This window comes from Xanthomonas prunicola (assembly GCF_025266575.1).
In the GTDB taxonomy this organism is placed as follows: domain Bacteria; phylum Pseudomonadota; class Gammaproteobacteria; order Xanthomonadales; family Xanthomonadaceae; genus Xanthomonas; species Xanthomonas prunicola.
On the sequence record NZ_CP096142.1, the window covers coordinates 3,227,963 to 3,247,403 of the forward strand.

Here is a 19,441-nt window from a genome sequence, read left to right on the forward strand (position 1 = left end):
GGCGACGGAAGGTCCGTCGCCGGTGGTCGAGGATTAGCGTGGACCGCCGCCACGACGGCCGCCGGTGCCACCCGCACGGCCCTGTTTGTCGTGCGCAGCCTTGAGTTCGGCCTCGGTCGGCTCCGGCGGCGTCTGGCCTGGTTTGAGCGCGCTGACCTTGCTGCCCGGCTTCAGGCGGAACTGGCCTTCGGTCACCACGCGCTCGCCGGGATTGAGGCCCTTGGTCACCTGCACATGGCTGTCGTCCACCTCCACGCCCTGCACCACGGTGCGCATCTGTGCGGTGTTGTCACTGCCCACCACATAGACGTAATCGCCGTCCGGGCCGCGCTGTACCGACTGGGTCGGCACCACGGTGCCGCCGGCGATGGTGCGCAGCTGCAGGCGTACGTTGACGAACTGACCCGGCCACAGCGCGTTGTCGGTATTGCCGAAGATCGCGCGCGCGCCGAAGGTGCCGCTGTCGGCGGAAATGCGGTTGTCGATCACATCCAGCTTGCCGTCGCCGCTGATCACATGCGCATCGCCGCGGTCCAGTGCTGCCACGGACAGTGGCGTCGCCGCCTGGCCGGCGCGCACGGCCTGCAACTCACGCTCGGGCAGGTTGAAGGACACGTAGATCGGGCGGATCTGGGTCAGTGTGACGATGGTGGAGGTGCTGCTGACGATGTTGCCCACGTCCACGCCGCGGATGCCGGCGATGCCGTCGATGGGTGCGGTGATGCGGGTGAACTGCAACTGCACCTGCGCCGAGCGCATCTGCGCATCGTTGGCAGAGACCGCGGCCTCGTACTGGGCAACCTGATTGCGTTGAGTATCCAGGTCTGTGCGCGAGACGTACTGCTTGTAGGCAGGGTCGTTGGAGCGCTGATAGTTGACCCGCGAGGTTGCCAACAGCGCCTGGTTCTGGCGCTTGGCCGCCAACGCCTGGTCGTAGCTGGCCTGCAGCGTGCGTGGATCGATCTGCGCCAGCAGATCGCCCTTCTTCACTTCCTGGCCTTCCTTGAAATTCAGGCTCATGAGCTGGCCGCCGACCTGCGGGCTGACCGTAACTGTATTGAGCGCGGTGACCGTACCCAGCGCGCTGGCATAGACCGGCACATCCTGCGTGGTGGCCGCCACCACTGTGACCGGCACCGGACCGCTGTTTTCGGGGTCGTTGCCGTCCTGTGCGCCTGCACGCTTGCCGTGGTGGCTCTCACCCATCATCCGCATTGCGACGAACACCACGACGAGCACCGCTACAACCAGCAGTGTGATCTTCCAAAAACGCGACATGCGACAACTCCTGAGGGGCGGGCCGGGCGCTTGGGTGCGACCGTGGGGCGGCTGTGCGAAGCATATCGTTGCGTCACACCAATTGAGCGTTACTGAAGTAACGGCTCGGCCGGCGAAACGACAGCAATGGTCACAGTTGCACCCCGGAAGCAACGCACCATGCCTGCCACGGTTGACCGCCTAGCTGAATCGGGGCCCACTGCAGCCCATCCAGCATGCGCCTGAACTACATTAGGCAACCATCTTCAGAGGATTGCCGATGCGCCCCTCCCGCCTGCTGACCAGCGCGCTGCTGCTCGCCCTGCCCACGCTCGCCGCCGCGCAGACCGCGCAACGGCCCGAAGTTCAGGCCGCCGCTGCCCCGCTGCAGGCCAAGGTGGTGCAATGGCGCCGCGACTTCCACCAGCACCCCGAGCTCTCTAACCGCGAGGAGCGCACCGCCGCCGCCGTGGCCGCGCAGCTGCGCAAACTCGGCCTCAAACCGCGCACCGGTATCGCCCATCACGGCGTGGTGGCCATCATCAAGGGCGGCAAGCCGGGGCCGAAGATCGCCCTGCGTGCGGACATGGACGCGCTGCCGGTGAAGGAGCAGACCGGGCTGCCGTTCGCCTCCAAGGTCACCGCCGAGTACCGCGGCGAGCAGGTCGGTGTGATGCACGCCTGCGGCCACGACGCCCACACCGCCATCCTGCTCGGCGTGGCCGAGGCGCTGGTCGGTATGCGCGATCAGTTACCGGGCGAGGTGATGCTCATCTTCCAGCCCTCCGAAGAAGGCGCGCCCGGTAATGAAGAGGGTGGCGCCTCGCTGATGCTGAAAGAGGGCCTGTTCGTCGACTTCAAGCCGCAGGCGGTATTCGGCCTGCATGTGTTCTCCAGCGTGCAGGCCGGCAAGATCGCCGTGCGCGGGGGGCCACTGATGGCGGCGTCGGACCGCTTCGCAATCAAGATGATCGGTCGACAGACCCATGGCTCGGCACCGTGGAACGGCATCGACCCGATCGTGGCCAGCGCCGACATGATCGGCGCCGCGCAAACAGTGATCAGCCGCCGCGCCAACCTGTCCAAGCAGCCGGCCGTGCTGAGCTTCGGCGCGATCAAGGGCGGCATCCGCTACAACATCATCCCCGACGATGTAGAAATGGTCGGCACCATTCGCACCTTCGACGAGGGCATGCGCCAGCAGATCTTTGCCGATCTCAAGAATGTGGCCGAACACACCGCTGCTGCGCATGGGGCCAAGGTCGAGGCGCAGGTGCCGGATCAGCCAGGCAACCCCGCCACCGTCAACGACCCGTCACTGACTGCCAAGATGCTCCCCAGCCTGCAGGCCGTGGTGGGCGCCGACAATGTCTACGAGCCGCCGTTGCAGATGGGCGCCGAAGACTTTTCGTTCTACGCCCAGCAGGTGCCGTCGATGTTCTTCTTCGTCGGCTCCACCGCCAAGGGCATCGACCCGGCCACCGCGCCCAGCAATCACTCGCCGCAGTTCCTGTTGGACGAGTCGTCGCTCGATGTGGGCTTGCGCGCCCTGTTGCAGGTGTCGCTGGATTACCTGCATCAGGGCGAGGCTGGCTGAATCGGGAATCGGGAATCGGGAATCGGGAATCGTGTGCAGTTGCGCGGGTTCCGCTGAGCGTTGGTGATCGTGTGGGGCGGCGGGTCGCTTGACGGCCCGCTGCTTCTGTTGCCAGCTCGCTCCAGCGTCCGCTATACACCTCACGGCCAGCCCGCTCCGCCTAAGATGGCGCGATGAATACTCCAGAAGAGTCCACCCTCGGTCGTGAGGTTGCCTATCCCAGCGGCTACGACCCGTCGCTGTTGTTTCCGATTCCGCGCTGGGCCGGGCGCGAGGCGATTGGCCTGACCGGCGCCTTGCCCTTCATCGGGCACGATCGCTGGCACGCCTACGAGCTGAGCTGGCTCGATGCGCAAGGCAAGCCCTGCGTGGCGACGGCCACCCTGCATGTGCCATGCGACTCGCCGTCGCTGATCGAATCCAAATCGCTCAAGCTGTATCTCAATTCGCTCAACGCTACCCGCTTCAACAGCGCCGAAGCGGTGCGTACGCGCATCGCCACCGATCTGTCGACGCGTGCCGGTGCCGATGTGGCGGTGGAGTTCGGCCTGCCGCCGATCGACGCGGTGGGTGAGGGCGAATCGATCGACGCACTCGACGTCAGCATCGACGATTACGGCCCACCGAATGCCGCGTACCTTTCCGCACAGGCGCAGCCAGTGGTGGAAGAAGTGCTGACCTCGGCCTTGCTCAAATCCAATTGCCCGGTCACCGGTCAGCCGGATTGGGCCAGCGTCACGCTGCGTTACCGCGGCGCACCGATCGACCGCGAAGGGCTGTTGCGCTATCTGGTGAGTTTTCGTGACCACGCCGAATTTCACGAGCAATGCGTCGAGCGTATTTTCAACGACGTACTGACGCGGTGCGCACCGGAGTGGTTGGTAGTAGAAGCACGCTATACACGTCGTGGCGGCCTGGACATTAATCCGCTGCGCAGCTCGCCGAGCGTTCCGAGGTCGCTGTCGATTTTTCGCGACCTGCGTCAGTAAGCCTACGCATACGGGATCGCGCCGGCTTCACGGCGGCGCGATCCACGCTTAACGGCACCCCGCGCACCCTGCTGCTACCGCGATGCACAGGGGTTGCAGCAATGAGTGTCGACAAGAAAGCAGATTTTTCCAACGTCACCTCTTCGGTCGACAGTACCGCCGATGTCACGCCTGCACCGGATTTTTCCAACGTGCGTACCAGTGTAGAAAGCACTGCCAAGCTCGTCGAAGAATCGGTCACCGTCCAGGCCGGCGATAGCCTGTCCAGTATTGCCAAACGCCACCTGGGCGACGGCAATCTATGGCCACGTATTTTCGAAGCCAACCGCGAAACGCTGAAAGATCCGGACAAAATTTTTCCGGGCCAGGTCCTGCGTCTTCCTGCCAACTCATGAAAGCAGCTGGTTTCTAAGAGCTAGTGCTTGCCGATTACCCATTGTCTAAACCCACAAAACATCCAAACACCAAGTGCGGGTGTTTCGTTATCGGAGAACTTATTCATGTCCACTAAGTGCGTTTCCAGCAGCCTCGTTATCGCGTTGGCCGGCGTCCTGGCATTGTCCGGTTGCAGCAAGAAGACCGATGACAGCGTGTCCAAGGACCCAACCTCCGGCGCCCCCACCGAAGCAATGCCCGGCCCGGCAGCCACACCGCCGGCCAGCGATCAGGCGGGGCAGAGCAGCACGACTGGCGCAGCCAGCACCGATGGCGGCGCTGCAATGGGTGGCGCGGTGACGGTTTCCAGCGTGGTCGTCGGCACGAAGGCCGCAGCTGATAAAACGGTCACTCCATCGTCCAACGTTGGCACCAAGGACACCATCATCGTGTCGGTCAAGACCGATGGCAGTGCCAGCAATGTTGCCGTGTCGGCCAAGCTGACCTATCAGGATGGTCAAGTGGCAGGCGAGCAGAACGCCACGTTGAACACGACCGGCGCTGATACCACCAACCTCAGCTTCAGCAAGCCAGATGGTTGGCCGGCCGGCACCTACACCGCGCAGGTGATGGTGGACGGCAAGCCCGCAGGCAACCCGCAGACCATCACGGTCAAGTAAGTTTGCGTGACGCAGTGACGACGGTCGATCTTGGCCATGTGCAACCTCACTGCCGTCAGGAAGTAGCGCGATAGTTCATCGAGCCATCCAGGAGGGGCGCGACCATCAGGCTGCGCCCTTCTTGCTGTGTCCCGTATTCGTTACAGCTGCATCCATGTCGATGGGGCGTGTGACGTGACGAAGCATCCGCCTGTGGTCGCTTTACCCGGGCGCGGCTCAGACGCGACAATGCCGTGCTGATCCATCGCCGCATCCAACGTGCTGGCCAACTGGTGTGCCATCAACGACCCCTGTCGCGCGCACCACTGCCATCGTCCGTGAATGCCGGCGCTCCTCCCGACCACAAGAGCCATCGCACCTCATGTCGAAGACACCGAAGATCCTCTACACGCTCACCGACGAAGCACCCTACCTGGCCACGCAGTCGCTGCTGCCGATCATCGATGCCTACACCGATACCGCCGGCATCGTGGTCGAAACGCGCGATATCTCGTTGGCTGGGCGCATCCTTTCGCTGTTTCCCGAGTATCTGAGCGAGGAGCAGAAGATTGCCGACGATCTGGGCGAACTCGGTGAGCTGGCTACCACGCCAGAAGCCAACATCATCAAGCTGCCCAACATCAGCGCCTCGGTGCCCCAGCTCAAGGCTGCGATCAAGGAGTTGCAAGGCCAGGGTTATGCGCTGCCGGCATATCCGGACGAGCCCAAGGATGCAACCGAAAAAGACGTCAAGGCGCGCTACGACAAGGTCAAGGGCAGCGCGGTGAACCCGGTGCTGCGCGAGGGCAATTCCGATCGCCGCGCACCGCTGTCGGTGAAGAATTACGCACGCAAGCACCCGCATCGCATGGGCAAGTGGAGTGGCGATTCCAAGTCGCACGTGTCGCACATGGAGTCTGGCGATTTCTTCGGGAGCGAGCAGTCCACCACCCTGGCCGATGCCGGCACGCTGAAGATCGAATTCGTCGGTGCCGACGGCAGCAGCACCGTGCTGAAAGACAAGGTCGCGGTCAAAGCCGGCGAAATCGTCGATGCCGCCGTGTTGAGCAAGCGCGCGCTGGCCAGCTTCATCGACGCGCAGATTGCCGATGCCAAGGCCCGCGACGTGCTGTTCTCGGTGCATCTGAAAGCCACCATGATGAAGGTCTCCGACCCGGTGCTGTTCGGCGTCGTCGTCGGTGAGTTCTACAAGGACACGCTGAGCAGGCATGCCGATGTGCTCAAGTCGGTCGGCTTCGATCCCAACAACGGTATCGGCGATCTGTACGCCCGCATCGGCACGCTGCCGGAAGCGCAGCAGGCGCAGATCAAGGCCGATATCCAGGCCGAATACGCGCAGCGTCCTGGTCTGGCGATGGTCAATTCGGACAAGGGCATCACCAACCTGCATGTGCCTAGCGACGTGATCGTCGACGCCTCCATGCCGGCGATGATCCGCGACTCCGGCCAGATGTGGAATGCCGCCGGCAAGTTGCAGGACACCAAGGCAGTGATTCCGGACCGCTGCTACGCCGACGTGTATCAGGCGGTGATCGATGACTGCAAGGCGCATGGCGCGTTCGATCCGTCCACCATGGGCTCGGTGCCCAACGTGGGCTTGATGGCGCAGAAAGCCGAGGAATACGGCTCGCACGACAAGACCTTCCAGCTGTCGGCGGCCGGTACCGTCAAGGTCACCGATGCCAACGGCAAGATGGTGTTCGAGCACGCGGTGGAAGCCGGTGATCTGTGGCGCATGTGCCAGGTCAAGGACGCGCCGATCCAGGACTGGGTGAAGCTGGCGGTCGAGCGCGCACGTCTGAGCGACACCCCGGCGGTGTTCTGGCTGGACAAGGCACGCGCGCACGATGCGCAGGTGATTGCCAAGGTCGAGCAGTATCTGAAGGATCACGACACCAACGGTCTGGATATCCGCATCCTGCCGCCGGTGGAGGCCACCACCTTCTCGCTGGAGCGCATCCGCAAGGGCCAGGACACCATCTCGGTCACCGGCAACGTACTGCGCGATTACCTCACCGACCTGTTCCCGATCATGGAGCTGGGCACCAGCGCCAAGATGCTCTCCATCGTGCCGCTGATGGCCGGCGGCGGCCTGTTCGAGACCGGTGCCGGCGGTTCGGCGCCCAAGCACGTGCAGCAGTTCGTCGAAGAGAACTGCCTGCGCTGGGATTCGCTCGGCGAATTCCTGGCCCTGGCCGCGTCGCTGGAGCATCTGGGCAACCGCTATAACAACCCGTCGGCCACGGTGCTGGCCAAGGCGCTGGATGTGGCCAATGGCCAGTTCCTGGACAACAACAAGTCGCCGGCACGCAAGGTCGGTGAACTCGACAACCGCGGCAGCCATTTCTATCTGGCGATGTACTGGGCGCAGGCCCTGGCCGCGCAGACCGAAGACGCCGCATTACAGGCCAAGTTCGCACCGCTGGCCAAGGCGCTGACCGAGAACGAAACCACGATCGTGGCCGAGCTCAACGGTGCACAGGGCAAGCCGGTGGAGATCGGTGGCTACTACCATCCTGATCTGGCCAAGGTCAGCGAAGCGATGCGCCCGAGCAAGACCTTTAATGATGTGCTGGCCATGCTGAAGGCCTGATCCCGCGCACCGCGTGCCGGTGCGTTCAGTCGGTACGCTCGTCAGGGCCCGCCTCGCCAACAGGCGGGCCTTGTCGTTTCAGCGAAAGGGCGACAGTGCGGTCATCGCCCGCACCAAGTGGCGCGCACGCCGCGCCATGCGTTTCTCGGCGCGCCGTCGAGGCGCAGCCTTGCTCGCTTCCGGCCTGCTTTGCGCAGTTTCGGCCGGTTCGGGCGTAGCGTCCGTCGCCACATCCGCCGCGATCTCGGGCTCGGCCAGCTGCCGTGCAAGCGCCGCGTCGGCAATGTGTCCATGCTGGAACAGTAACTCGGTAAAGATGCGCATGATCCTGCTCCCACTTGAGTGGAAGCCACGGTAGGCGCAGGCTTGGCCCTGCAAAAGCGAGGGTTTTGCAAGTCTATGTTGAATTTTATTCAAGGGTGAGCCATGTCGCGTCCGCCGCTCCACGCATTGCAGGGCTTCGTCAGTGCGGTGCGTCTGGGCAATCTGTCGCGCGCTGCCGCGTCGATGCATCTGACCGTCAGCGCGCTCAGCCATCAGGTGCGTGCACTCGAACAGCGCCTGGGCTATCGGTTGTTGCAGCGGCATGCGCGCGGCGTCAGCGCCACGCCGCAGGGGCAGCAATTGCTCGACCGCATCGCGCCGCATCTGGATGCGATTTCCGAGGCGTTCCAGCCGTTCGCTGCGCGCCGCGAAGACACGCTCACACTGAGCATTACACCGTCGATGGCCTCGGCGTGGCTGGTGCCGCGCCTGAGCGATTTTCTGGCAGCCCATCCCACCATCGAGATCAATCTGTTTTCCAGCGAGCGATTGGTGGACTTCGAGCGCCAGCCGCAGGTGGATGCGGCCATGCGCATCGGTGCCGGACAGTGGCCGGGGGTGATCGCCGAACCGTTGTTCGACGAATGGCTGGTGCCGATGGCGAGCCCGGCGCTGATCGCACGCATGGGCGGCATCGATGCGCAGCCGCTGCAGCGATGGCCGCTGCTGGGCGACCCGGATGGCGACTGGCTGCGCTGGTTCGCGACCTTCGGAGGCGAGCCGCCGCGACGGTATGCCGCGGTGCTCGACGAGTCCGAGTCCCATCACCGTGCCGCGCTGGATGGCGTCGGGGTTGCGATGGGGCGGGTGACGCGCGCGCGCCTGTTGCTGGCATCCGGTCAGCTGGTGGCGCTGTCTGCGCAACGGCTCAAGACCACTTGGTCGCATTACCTGGTATACCCGCAGCGTTCGGCCACGCACACCGGCTTTCTTGCGTTTCGCCAGTGGCTCACGGCGCAGGCGCGCGAACATGCCGAGCACGCGCAGCAGGGGATGGCCGCGCCGTCTACCGTGCTGCCGCCCACCACGCGTCGCCGCAAGCGCGCAAGGACACTGCCGCCATGAACCAGCTGCCGTTACCGCCCCAATCCGAACGCCGCGCGCTGGCGATCGCCCACGCCGTGTACGAAGCGTTCGAGGATTACCACGCGCGGTTTTCCGAGATCACCGCACGCGCCAAGCAGCGCTTCGAAATGCGCGACTGGAGCGGCGCGCGCGATGATGCCGTCGCACGTATCGCGCTCTACGATCAGTACATCAGCGAATGCATGCTGCGCCTGCGCGCCGTGCTGCTGGGGCAGGCGCACGATCGCGCGTTGTGGATGCGCGCACGCAGTCATTACGCTGCGTTGCTGGCCGGGTTGATCGATCAGGAGTTGTACAAGACCTTCTACAACACGCTGACGCGGCGTTACTTCGGCACCCACGGCGTGGATGCCGATATCGAATTCATCGCGCTGGATATCGAACCCACCGACGCCATCACCGTGCCGGTGGCGCGGCATACCTACGCCGTGTCGCCAGGTTGGCTGACCGACATGCTGGTACGCGTGCTGGGCGATTACGTATTCGCGGTGCCGTATGCGCACCGCACCCGCTGCGCGGCGGCCATTGCGGTACGTCTACTCGACGATCTTGCGCATTGGGGCGAACACCCGGTGCGCAGCGTCGAATTGCTGGAGACGGTGTTCTATCGCGAACGTCGCGCCTATCTGGTCGGGCGCGTGTTCGGCGAGCACCGGTTTTCGCCGTGCGTCATCGCATTGATCAACGACGATGCCGGCTTGCGCGCCGAAGCGGTGTTGACCAAGCGCAGCGATGTCGCCCAACTGTTCAGCAATTCGCGCAGTTATTTTCAAGCCGACCTCTCGACGGTGGGCGATGCGGTGGTATTCCTGCGCAGCCTGCTGACCCACAAGCCGGTCGATGAGCTGTACACCATGCTGGGCCGCGCCAAGCAGGGCAAGACCGAACGCTATCGCACGTTTTTCAGCCATTTCCAGGCACAGCCGTCTGAGCAGCTGGTGCACGCCGATGGCACGCCCGGCATGGTCATGGTGGTGTTTACGCTGCCCAGCTATCCGCTGGTGTTCAAGCTCATTCGCGACCGTTTCGCCTATCCCAAGACCATGAGCCGCGCGCAGGTGGAGGGCAAGTACGAACTGGTGTTCCAGCTGGATCGCATCGGCCGGCTGCTCGACGCGCAGCCGTATCGTTTCCTGCGCTTTCCCAAATCGCGCTTTTCGCCGGCGCTGCTGCAGGAACTGCAGACCAGCTGCGCGATGAGCCTGAGCGAGGATGGCGAGGATGTCTTGATTGCGCTGTGCTACGTGCAACGGCGCCTGCGTCCGCTCAACTTGTACCTGCGCGAACAACTGCCCGAGGCCGCGCATGCGGCCGCGCTGGACTATGGCCAGGCCATCAAGGACATGGCGCGCAACAACATCTTTCCCGGCGACATGCTGCTGAAGAACTTCGGTATCACCCGTCATCAGCGTGCGGTGTTCTACGACTACGACGAGCTGTGCCTGATCACCGAGTGCACCTTTCGCGACTGGCCCACGCCCACCACCTACGAAGAACAGATGGCCGCCGAACCCTGGTTCCATGTCGGCCCACGCGACGTCTTCCCCGAGCGCTTCGCATTGTTCATGGGGCTGCCGTCCTCGCAACTGGAAGCGGTCAAGCACATCCACCCGGAACTGTTCGACCCGCAGTGGTGGCGCGACCTGCAGGCAAGGCTGCGCGAGGACGATTATCCGGACACGCCGCCCTACGCAGAATCGCGCCGGCTTGCCTAGACCGTTCCGTTTGCAGCGGCAGGCTGGTAAAACGTGCGATCAACCAATGGAGTACGGCAATGCAGTGGAAGCAACGTGTAGGTCTGGGCATCCTCTTCTCGCTGGCAGCGATGGGCGTTGCGCACGCCAAGCCGGACGCTGCGCGTCTGCAGATCGAAGCGAGCATGAATGTCACCGGCGCGTTGACGCTGACGCCAGACGGCACCGTGACGGCGGTGGCGCTCGCCGACGAGGAGCGTTTGCCTGTCGCTGTTCGCGAGCGGATCAAGCATTCGGTGGCGGCGTGGAGGTTCGATCCGGTCAAGGACGACGGCAATGCCTTGCCGGCGCGGCTGCCGATGAGCTTGTTGCTGGTCGCCAAGCCTGCCGACGACAATCAGTACCAGGTGTCGATCCGCAGCGCGCATTTCGGCGGTCAGGCCGAGCAAGGGGATGGCGCACAGGCCAAGGACATGGCGCCGCCGCCGTATCCGGTCAATGCCTTCAGGGGCGGGGCGACCGGCGTGGTCTATCTGCTGCTCAAGATCGGACGCGACGGCAAGGTGGAGGATGTGGTTGCCGAACAGGTCAACCTCACCGCACTGGTCCCCGAGTCCAAGCGTGCGCGCTGGCGCAAGGAATTTGCCGATGCCTCGATGGCCAAGGCGCGCAGCTGGACGTTTACCCCGCCCACGGCCGGGCCCGAGCGCAATGCGCCGTTCTGGGAGATGCGCGTGCCGGTGACATTCGACATCGCCGCGTCCGAGAAGGACCTGGATGCCAAGCAGAAAAAATGGCAGTCGTATCTGCCGGGCCCGCGCCAAAGCGCGTCCTGGCGAGCGCAGGACGAGACGACTGCAGCCACCGACAGCCCGGACGCACTGCCGGGCTCAGGATTGTTTTCCGTACGCGGCGAAGGCGTGCGCCTGATCACGCCGCTGCAGGAAAGCTAAAGGTTCACCCAGGACTCTACCGGCGGAGTCGGATCGTGATGGCGCGTATCGCGCATCCGGTCCGGCAGGGAATCAACAATCCGATGGTCACCTGCACAACGAGCACCCACAGCGCAGTCGATCCGCAACGACCGCAATAGTGCGATCAAACGCGGGCAACCAAGCGCATTGCCTGACGCAAAAGCCGCCCACAAAAAAGCCCCGCAATGCGGGGCTTTTTCGTACCGATAAAGCCGACCGAAATCAGCGCTTCATCGAACTGAAGAACTCGTCGTTGGACTTGGTGGTCTTCATCTTGTCCAGCAGGAATTCCATTGCCGCGATTTCGTCCATCGGGTGCAGCAGCTTGCGCAGGATCCAGATCTTCTGCAGCAGCTCCGGCTCGATCAACAGATCTTCGCGACGCGTGCCCGAGCGGTTGATGTCGATCGCAGGATAAACGCGCTTTTCGGTGATGCGACGGTTCAAATGCACTTCGCTGTTGCCGGTGCCCTTGAACTCTTCGTAGATCACCTCGTCCATCTTGCTGCCGGTCTCGACCAGCGCGGTGGCGATGATGGTCAGCGAGCCGCCTTCCTCCACGTTACGTGCCGCGCCGAAGAAGCGCTTCGGACGGTGCAGCGCGTTGGCGTCCACACCACCGGTAAGCACCTTGCCGGAGCTGGGCACCACGTTGTTGTAGGCACGTGCCAGGCGGGTGATCGAGTCGAGCAGGATCACCACGTCCTTCTTGTGCTCGACCAGGCGCTTGGCCCGTTCGATCACCATCTCGGCGACCTGCACATGGCGCGCAGCCGGCTCGTCGAACGTGGAGGAGATGACCTCGCCGCGCACGGTGCGCTGCATTTCGGTCACCTCTTCCGGGCGCTCGTCGATCAGCAGCACGATCATGTGCACTTCGGGATGATTGGTGGTGATGGCCGTGGCCACCTGCTGCATCATCATCGTCTTACCGGCCTTGGGCGGAGAGACGATCAGTGCGCGCTGACCCTTACCCTGCGGCGCCATCAGATCCAGGATGCGGCCGGTGATGTCCTCGGTGGACCCATCGCCACGTTCCAGACGGAACCGGCGACGCGGGAACAGCGGGGTCAGGTTCTCGAACAGCACCTTGTTCTTGCTGGCTTCCAGCGGCTCGCCGTTGATGGTGTCCACGATCGACAGCGCGAAATAGCGTTCGCCGTCCTTCGGGAAGCGGATGCGGCCGGACAGGTGATCGCCGGTCCGCAGGTTGAAGCGGCGGATCTGGCTGGGCGAGATATAGGTGTCGTCCGGGCCGGCCAGATAGCTGGCTTCTGCGGCACGCAGGAAGCCGAAGCCGTCCGGCAGGATTTCCAGCACGCCATCGGCGGCAACGCCTTCGCCATGACGGGTGAGCACCTTGAGCAGGGCGAAGATGACGTCCTGCTTGCGCGCGCGCGCCACGCCTTCCTGGATGTTGAGCTGGTCGGCGATATCCAGCAGCTTCTGCGCCGGCATCCGCTTGAGATCGCTCAGCGAGTAGACCGGGAAGCCTTCCGGCACGGCCGGATGCGGGCGTGCGATAAACGGTTCGTTGCTGCCATCGGACGATGGCATGCCGCCGCCTTCGTTACCGAAGCGGTCACGCGGGCCGCGGTCGCGGCGGTTGCGGAACCGGTCGCGGCGATTGCCCTGCTGGTTCTGGCCTTGCTGGTTTTGCCCCTGACCTTGACCGCCCTGGCCTTGCTGATTCTGGCCGGCGTTCTGGTTCTGGCCTTGTGCCTGGGCTTGACCCTGCTGCTGGCCTTGTCCCTGGCTCTGGGCCTGATTCTGGTTCTGCTGTTGCTGCGCCTGGTTGAAGCGCTGCTGCTGCGACTGGCCGCCCTCGCGGGACTCGCCGTGGGTGTCGCCGCCGTGGTTGGCGCTGGGGGCCTGACTGGCGTGTGCGCCATCGCTGGACGTCTGCGCTGGTGCCGGATCGGCAGTGCGCGACGGTGCCTGCGGGGCACGAGGTGCTTCGGGTGCGGGGCTGGCGGGCAAGGGCAGATTGGGCTGCTGTGCGCCGCCGTCTTCATTGATGACGGCGGTCTTGCTCACGCGCGGCTTGCGCACGCGCTTCTCGACGGGAGCGTCAACGCTGCTCCCAGTATCGGAGGAAGGATGATCGGACAAGTGCGTGATTCCTCGCTAAGGTGCGAGCGCCCAGCTAGGGGGCGAACTATTGGTAGATGGGAGTCTAGAAGAGTTTCTAGAGGGGTACGGCGGCGCACGAACGTGTGCCGGACCGACTGACACTATCACCGCGGCGCGTGACCGCGCAAGCGTCTTCCGGCGCAGGATTTAACTGCCGGCGCATCATCGGGCGCCCATCGCTGGACGCCCGTCTGCTCAGGCGGCCGCGCCGCCCAGGGTCTTGTCGATCATCTGGGTCAACTGGCCCTTGCCGACCGCCCCGATCTGGCTTGCCTGCACCTGCCCGTCCTTGAACAGCAACAGCATCGGGATCGAGCGCACGTGGTACTTGATGGCCAGCGCGCGGTTCTGGTCCACATTGACCTTGGCGACCTTCAGGCGGCCCTGGTAGGTGTCGGCCAGATCGTCCAGCACCGGTGCGATCATCTTGCACGGGCCACACCACTCGGCCCAGAAATCCACCAGAACCGGTTCGCCGGATTGCAGTACCGCTGTATCGAAGTCGGCATCGCCGACATGTTGAACCTTATCGCTCACGTTGGGTCTCCTGGAAACCAAAACGGCCCACCCGAACGGGCAGGCCGCTACATTGCGTTAAACTGGGGCATTGCGCGACTCAATCAAGTGTTGGTCCTGAAGCCGCGCTGTCCGCCACAAGAGCCGCAGTTTGCGACGCTGTCGGCATCGATGCAAGCCGCGCCCGGGCTGCCCAGGGCGCCTCACGAAGACGGAATAATGAGCGACAAACCGCTAACCGATTTGACTTTTTCCTCGTTCGACCTGCATCCGGCGTTGGTCGCCGGGCTGGAGAGCGCAGGGTTTACCCGCTGTACCCCGATCCAGGCGCTGACCTTGCCGGTCGCGCTGCCGGGCGGCGATGTCGCCGGCCAGGCCCAGACCGGCACCGGCAAGACCCTGGCCTTCCTGGTGGCGGTGATGAATCGCCTGCTGAATCGCCCAGCCCTGGCCGACCGCAAGCCGGAAGACCCGCGCGCGCTGATCCTGGCCCCGACCCGCGAGTTGGCGATCCAGATCCACAAGGACGCAGTGAAGTTCGGCGCCGACCTGGGCCTGCGCTTTGCGCTGGTCTACGGCGGCGTGGACTACGACAAGCAGCGCGAACTGCTGCAGCACGGTGTGGACGTGATCATCGCCACCCCGGGCCGGCTGATCGACTACGTCAAGCAGCACAAGGTGGTGTCGCTGCATGCCTGCGAGATCTGCGTGCTGGACGAAGCCGACCGCATGTTCGACCTGGGCTTCATCAAGGACATCCGCTTCCTGCTACGGCGCATGCCCGAGCGCGGTACCCGCCAGACGCTGCTGTTCTCGGCCACGCTCAGCCACCGCGTGCTGGAGCTGGCCTACGAGCACATGAACGAGCCGGAAAAGCTCGTGGTCGAAACCGAGACCATCACCGCCGCGCGCGTGCGCCAGCGCATCTACTTCCCGTCCGACGAAGAGAAGCAGACGCTGCTGCTGGGCCTGCTGTCGCGCAGCGAAGGCGCGCGCACGATGGTATTCGTCAACACCAAGGCGTTCGTCGAGCGCGTGGCGCGCACCCTGGAGCGCCATGGCTACCGGGTCGGCGTGCTGTCGGGCGACGTGCCGCAGAAGAAGCGCGAGTCGCTGCTCAATCGCTTCCAGAAGGGCCAGCTCGAAATCCTGGTTGCCACCGATGTGGCCGCGCGCGGTCTGCACATCGACGGCGTCAAGTACGTCTACAACTACGATTTGCCGTTCGACGCCGAAGACTACGTGCACCGCATCGGCCGCACCGCGCGTCTGGGCGAGGAAGGTGATGCGATCAGCTTCGCTTGCGAGCGTTATGCGATGAGCCTGCCGGACATCGAGGCCTATATCGAGCAGAAGATCCCGGTCGAGCCGGTGACCTCCGAGCTGTTGACGCCGTTGCCGCGTGCAGCACGCGTGCCGGTGGAAGGCGAAGAGGCCGACGACGACGCTGGCGACAGCGTGGGCACGATCTTCCGCGAAGCGCGCGAGCAGCGTGCTGCCGAAGAACAGCGTCGTGGTGGCGGGCGCAGTGGCCCCGGCGGGTCGCGCAGCGGCAGTGGCGGCGGTCGTCGCGATGGCGGCAGCGCCGGTGCCGATGGCAAGCCGCGTCCGCGCCGTAAGCCGCGGGTGGAAGGGCAAGCGCCTGCAACTGCGGCGCCGACCGAACATCCGGTGGTTGCGGCAGCAGCGGCCCAGGCACCTTCCACCATCGTGGCCGATGCCGAGCGCGCACCACGCAAGCGTCGGCGTCGCCGCAACGGTCGTCCGGTCGAAGGTGCCGAGCCGGCAGTGGCCTCCACGCCGGTTGCCGCGCCTGCCGCGCCGCGCAAGCCCACCCAGGTGGTCGCCAAGCCGGTGCGTGCCGCGACCAAACCGTCGGGCAGCCCGTCGCTGTTGAGCCGGATCGGCCGCCGACTGCGTTCGCTGGTCTCCGGCAACTGACCGTTTGCGGCACTGATCGCATCGCCGCGCATCGGCGATGCGACGCAAGCACTGGCGCTCCGGCATAATCGCTGAATGACCGTTCTGCGTTTCGACAACGTCAGCAAGCACTACGCCGGTGGCCACCAGGCGCTGACCGATGTCAGCTTCGAAGTGGCCGATGGCGAGATGCTGTTCGTGACCGGCCACTCCGGCGCCGGCAAAAGTACCTTGCTGAAACTGATCCACCTCAGCGAACGCCCGAGTCAGGGAGCGGTGCTGCTGGGCGAACGCAACCTGCTCAAGGTGCGTGGCCGGCAGATTCCGTTGCATCGGCGCCAGGTGGGTGCGGTCTATCAGGACCACCGCCTGCTCAACGACCGCAGCATCGCCGAGAACGTGGCGTTGCCGTTGATCCTGCGCGGCACTCGGCGCGCCGAGATCGGCAAGCGCGTGCGCTCGGCACTGGAACGTATCGGTCTGGCCCATCGCGAGAAAGCCCTGCCGTCGCAGTTGTCTGCGGGCGAGCAACAGCGGGTGGGCATCGCGCGTGCCATCGTCGGCGAGCCGCGCCTGCTGGTGGCCGATGAGCCCACTGGTAACCTCGATCCGGCACTGGCCGCAGAAATCATGCAGTTGTTTGCCGAACTTCCTGCGCGCGGCACCAGCGTGCTGGTGGTCAGCCACGACCTCGCCCTGCTAAAGCAGATGCGCAAACGCGTGCTGATTCTGGATCACGGCCGCCTGGTCGACGACATCTCGCCGCAGGACCTGGCCGAATGAGCAAGCCCACCAATACCGAAACCGTCGCGCCGTCGCGATTGGGCGTATGGATCGACCACCATCTGCACAGCATCGCCTTCAGCCTGGGCCGTGCGATGCGCAAGCCGTGGGCGACCTTGTTGACCATCGTGGTGATGGCCTTGGCGCTGGCGTTGCCGTTGGGGCTATCGATCGCGCTGGACAACGTCAAACTGCTGGCCGGCAGCGTGCAGCAGTCGCGCGAAATCAATCTGTTTCTCAAGGTCGAGGTGGCCGCCGATGCGGCGCAGGCGCTAGCCGGCGAGCTGCGTGCGCGCCCGGACGTCGCCAAGGTCACCTTGCGCACGCCCGAGCAGGGTTTGGCCGAGCTGCGCGAGAGCGCCAAGCTCGATGAGGCCGCCGATGCGCTGGGCGATAACCCGCTGCCCACCTTGCTCATCGTCACCCCCGCCGATGCGGCCGACGACGCGCAACTGGCCGGTGCCCTGCAGGCGCTGCCGCAGACCGATCAGGTGCAGCACGATGCGCTGTGGCGTAAGCGCCTGGATGGCTGGTTGCACTTCGGCGAGCGCCTGGTGCAGGTGCTGTCGGCCTTGCTTGGCATCGGTGCGGTGTTGGTGGTTGGGAACACCGTGCGCCTGGACATCCAGTCGCGGCGCGAAGAAATTGGCGTACTGCAGTTGCTCGGTGCCAGCGATGGCTTTATCCGTCGCCCGTTCCTGTATCTGGGGGCGTGGTATGGGCTCGGTGCCGGCGCCGTTGCGCTCGCTCTGATTGCCGCCTCGGGCCTGGCGTTGCGTGCGCCGCTGGCGACATTGGCCGACAGTTACGCCAGTTCTTTTACCCTGCACGGGCTGGATTTGTTGCATTCTGCGATGGTGCTGGTCGGCACACTCGTGCTGGGATGGTTGGGTGCCTGGCTGGTGACCGGCCATTTCCTTCGCCAGACCCGTCCCACCGAGACCTGAGACCTGCCATGCATCCACCAGATCTCAAACACCTGATCAGCGACGCGCCGCGCGTGATGGTGGTCGATGGCTCCAAGCTGGTGCGCAAGCTGATTGCCGACGTGCTCAAGCGCGACCTGCCCAACGTGCAGGTGATCGGCTGTTCCAGCATTGCCGAAGCGCGTGAGGCACTGGAGGCCGGCGCAGTGGATCTGGTGACCACCTCGCTGTCGCTGCCCGATGGCGACGGCCTGACCCTGGCGCGCAGCGTGCGCGAGACTGCCGGGCAGGCGTATGTGCCGGTGATCGTGGTGTCCGGCGATGCGCAGCAGCATCTGGTGGAGCGCCGCTTCACCGAGTACGTCACCGATTATTTCGACAAGGCGTTGGGGCATGAAGCCCTGGCCACATTCATCCGCGGCTACGTGCAGCCCGAGCCGGTGGTGGGTGCAACCGTGCTCTACATCGAAGACAGCCGCGTGGTGGCCGAGGCGACCAAGCGCATGCTCGAGCGGCAGAGCCTGAAGGTGGTGCATGTGCTCACCGCCGAGGATGCCTTCGCGCTGCTCACCGCCGAATCGCTGGGCCGCACCGAGCGCCGCATCGATGTGGTGCTGACCGACGTCACCCTGAAAGGCGAGCTCAACGGCCGCGACGTGGTCGAGCGTATCCGCATCGATTTCGCCTATGGCAAGCGGCGCCTGCCGGTGTTGGTGATGACCGGCGATACCAACCCGCGGAATCAGTCCGAATTGCTGCGCGCCGGTGCCAATGATCTGGTGCAAAAACCGATCGAAGAGCGCCTGCTGGTGACCAAGGTGTTGTTCCAGCTGCGCTTGGCGCGCTTGGAGGATCAGGCTGTCACGCTATGACTGAAGTGGAAGCACGTATCCAGCTGGAACCGTCGTGGAAGGCAAAGGTGGGCGACTGGCTGCTACGCCCGGAGATGCAGGAGTTGTCCGCCTTCCTGCGCCAACGCAAGGCGGCCGGCGCGCGAGTGTTTCCGCCCGGCCCGCAGATCTTCGCCGCTTTCGACGCCACCCCGTTCGAGCAGGTCAAGGTGGTGATTCTGGGCCAGGATCCGTATCACGGCGAAGGCCAGGCGCATGGGCTGTGCTTTTCGGTGCTGCCCGGCGTGCCGGTGCCGCCGTCGCTGCTCAACATCTATAAAGAGATCCAGGACGATCTGGGTATCGCGCGGCCGGATCACGGCTACCTGATGCCCTGGGCGCGCCAGGGTGTGCTGCTGCTCAATGCCGTGCTGACGGTGGAGCAGGGCCGCGCTGGCGCGCATCAGAACAAGGGCTGGGAAGGCTTCACTGATCATGTGGTGGACACCCTCAACCGCGAGCGCGAAGGGCTGGTGTTCCTGCTCTGGGGCAGTTACGCGCAGTCCAAGGGCAAGGTCATCGACCAGGCGCGCCACCGCGTGTTCAAGGCGCCGCATCCCTCGCCGTTGTCGGCGCACCGCGGCTTCCTGGGCTGCCAGCATTTCTCCAAGACCAACGCGCATTTGCAGCGACGCGGGATCAGCCCAATCGACTGGTCGCTGCCGCCGCGCAGTGCGCTGCAGACCACCCTCGCCAGTGCCTGA

At 64.6% G+C, this 19,441-nt stretch carries 17 protein-coding genes; 13 read left to right on the forward strand and 4 right to left on the reverse strand.

The features are described 5' to 3' along the window. Window positions 1-33 precede the first annotated feature (33 nt). Window positions 34-1,278 (reverse strand): efflux RND transporter periplasmic adaptor subunit, encoded by a 1,245-nt coding sequence (locus M0D43_RS13730; RefSeq protein ID WP_252161839.1) that lies wholly within the window; start codon window positions 1,276-1,278, stop codon window positions 34-36. 259 nt (window positions 1,279-1,537) lie between these two features. On the opposite strand from M0D43_RS13730, the gene M0D43_RS13735 reads away from it, so the two are divergent. From M0D43_RS13735 to M0D43_RS13755, 5 genes are all read left to right on the forward strand, one after another. Continuing rightward, complete coding sequence (locus M0D43_RS13735; RefSeq protein WP_260807258.1) at window positions 1,538-2,854, forward strand: M20 family metallopeptidase; 1,317 nt, start codon at window positions 1,538-1,540, stop codon at window positions 2,852-2,854. 173 nt (window positions 2,855-3,027) lie between these two features. Then, window positions 3,028-3,843 (forward strand): NADPH-dependent 7-cyano-7-deazaguanine reductase QueF, encoded by an 816-nt coding sequence (queF, locus tag M0D43_RS13740; RefSeq protein ID WP_252161840.1) that lies wholly within the window; start codon window positions 3,028-3,030, stop codon window positions 3,841-3,843. Window positions 3,844-3,944: 101 nt separating this feature from the next. After that, window positions 3,945-4,238 carry a LysM peptidoglycan-binding domain-containing protein gene (locus M0D43_RS13745; protein ID WP_252161841.1) on the forward strand — a complete coding sequence of 98 codons (294 nt, stop codon included), beginning with the start codon at window positions 3,945-3,947 and terminating at the stop codon, window positions 4,236-4,238. Between the two features lie 105 nt (window positions 4,239-4,343). Beyond that, window positions 4,344-4,898 (forward strand): hypothetical protein, encoded by a 555-nt coding sequence (locus tag M0D43_RS13750; RefSeq protein WP_252161842.1) that lies wholly within the window; start codon window positions 4,344-4,346, stop codon window positions 4,896-4,898. Window positions 4,899-5,259: 361 nt separating this feature from the next. Further along, window positions 5,260-7,491: an NADP-dependent isocitrate dehydrogenase gene (locus M0D43_RS13755; RefSeq protein ID WP_252161843.1), complete on the forward strand. Its 2,232-nt coding sequence runs from the start codon at window positions 5,260-5,262 to the stop codon at window positions 7,489-7,491. Window positions 7,492-7,569: 78 nt separating this feature from the next. Here the strand turns inward: M0D43_RS13755 and M0D43_RS13760 are convergent, their stop codons facing one another. Further along, entirely contained in the window at window positions 7,570-7,815 is a 246-nt protein-coding gene (locus M0D43_RS13760) for a hypothetical protein (protein WP_252161844.1), read from the reverse strand. Window positions 7,816-7,917: 102 nt separating this feature from the next. Here M0D43_RS13760 and M0D43_RS13765 point away from each other — a divergent pair, with 102 nt between their 5' ends. From M0D43_RS13765 to M0D43_RS13775, 3 genes are read left to right on the forward strand one after another with little or no spacing between them, the layout of a single operon-like run. Next, the gene (locus M0D43_RS13765) at window positions 7,918-8,880 is read left to right on the forward strand and encodes a LysR substrate-binding domain-containing protein (RefSeq protein WP_252161845.1); all 963 of its coding nucleotides are present in this window, start codon (window positions 7,918-7,920) and stop codon (window positions 8,878-8,880) included. Beyond that, the gene (gene aceK / locus M0D43_RS13770; protein WP_252161846.1) at window positions 8,877-10,616 is read left to right on the forward strand and encodes a bifunctional isocitrate dehydrogenase kinase/phosphatase; all 1,740 of its coding nucleotides are present in this window, start codon (window positions 8,877-8,879) and stop codon (window positions 10,614-10,616) included. Before M0D43_RS13765 ends, aceK begins: the two co-directional genes overlap by 4 nt. A 59-nt stretch (window positions 10,617-10,675) precedes the next feature. Then, a complete protein-coding gene (locus tag M0D43_RS13775) occupies window positions 10,676-11,548 on the forward strand; it encodes an energy transducer TonB (protein WP_252161847.1) in 873 nt (290 codons plus the stop codon). A 243-nt stretch (window positions 11,549-11,791) separates the two neighbouring features. On the opposite strand, the gene rho is transcribed toward M0D43_RS13775, so the two are convergent. Both rho and trxA read right to left on the reverse strand, forming a co-directional pair. Next, on the reverse strand, window positions 11,792-13,681 hold the full coding sequence (rho, locus tag M0D43_RS13780; protein ID WP_252161848.1) for a transcription termination factor Rho: 1,890 nt from the start codon (window positions 13,679-13,681) through the stop codon (window positions 11,792-11,794). 216 nt (window positions 13,682-13,897) lie between these two features. After that, the gene (gene trxA, locus M0D43_RS13785; protein WP_046964286.1) at window positions 13,898-14,239 is read right to left on the reverse strand and encodes a thioredoxin TrxA; all 342 of its coding nucleotides are present in this window, start codon (window positions 14,237-14,239) and stop codon (window positions 13,898-13,900) included. Window positions 14,240-14,437: 198 nt separating this feature from the next. On the opposite strand from trxA, the gene rhlB reads away from it, so the two are divergent. The 5 genes from rhlB (at window position 14,438) to ung (ending at window position 19,441) form a co-directional block, all read left to right on the forward strand. Further along, window positions 14,438-16,159 (forward strand): ATP-dependent RNA helicase RhlB, encoded by a 1,722-nt coding sequence (rhlB, locus tag M0D43_RS13790; protein WP_252161849.1) that lies wholly within the window; start codon window positions 14,438-14,440, stop codon window positions 16,157-16,159. 75 nt (window positions 16,160-16,234) lie between these two features. Further along, window positions 16,235-16,921, forward strand: a complete 687-nt coding sequence (ftsE, locus tag M0D43_RS13795; RefSeq protein WP_003484499.1) for a cell division ATP-binding protein FtsE — start codon at window positions 16,235-16,237, stop codon at window positions 16,919-16,921. Then, entirely contained in the window at window positions 16,918-17,868 is a 951-nt protein-coding gene (gene ftsX / locus M0D43_RS13800; RefSeq protein ID WP_252161850.1) for a permease-like cell division protein FtsX, read from the forward strand. The genes ftsE and ftsX overlap by 4 nt, the downstream gene beginning before the upstream one ends. A gap of 8 nt (window positions 17,869-17,876) precedes the next feature. Next, window positions 17,877-18,719 (forward strand): response regulator, encoded by an 843-nt coding sequence (locus M0D43_RS13805; protein WP_162300956.1) that lies wholly within the window; start codon window positions 17,877-17,879, stop codon window positions 18,717-18,719. Next, window positions 18,716-19,441 (forward strand): uracil-DNA glycosylase, encoded by a 726-nt coding sequence (gene ung, locus M0D43_RS13810; RefSeq protein WP_252161851.1) that lies wholly within the window; start codon window positions 18,716-18,718, stop codon window positions 19,439-19,441. Before M0D43_RS13805 ends, ung begins: the two co-directional genes overlap by 4 nt.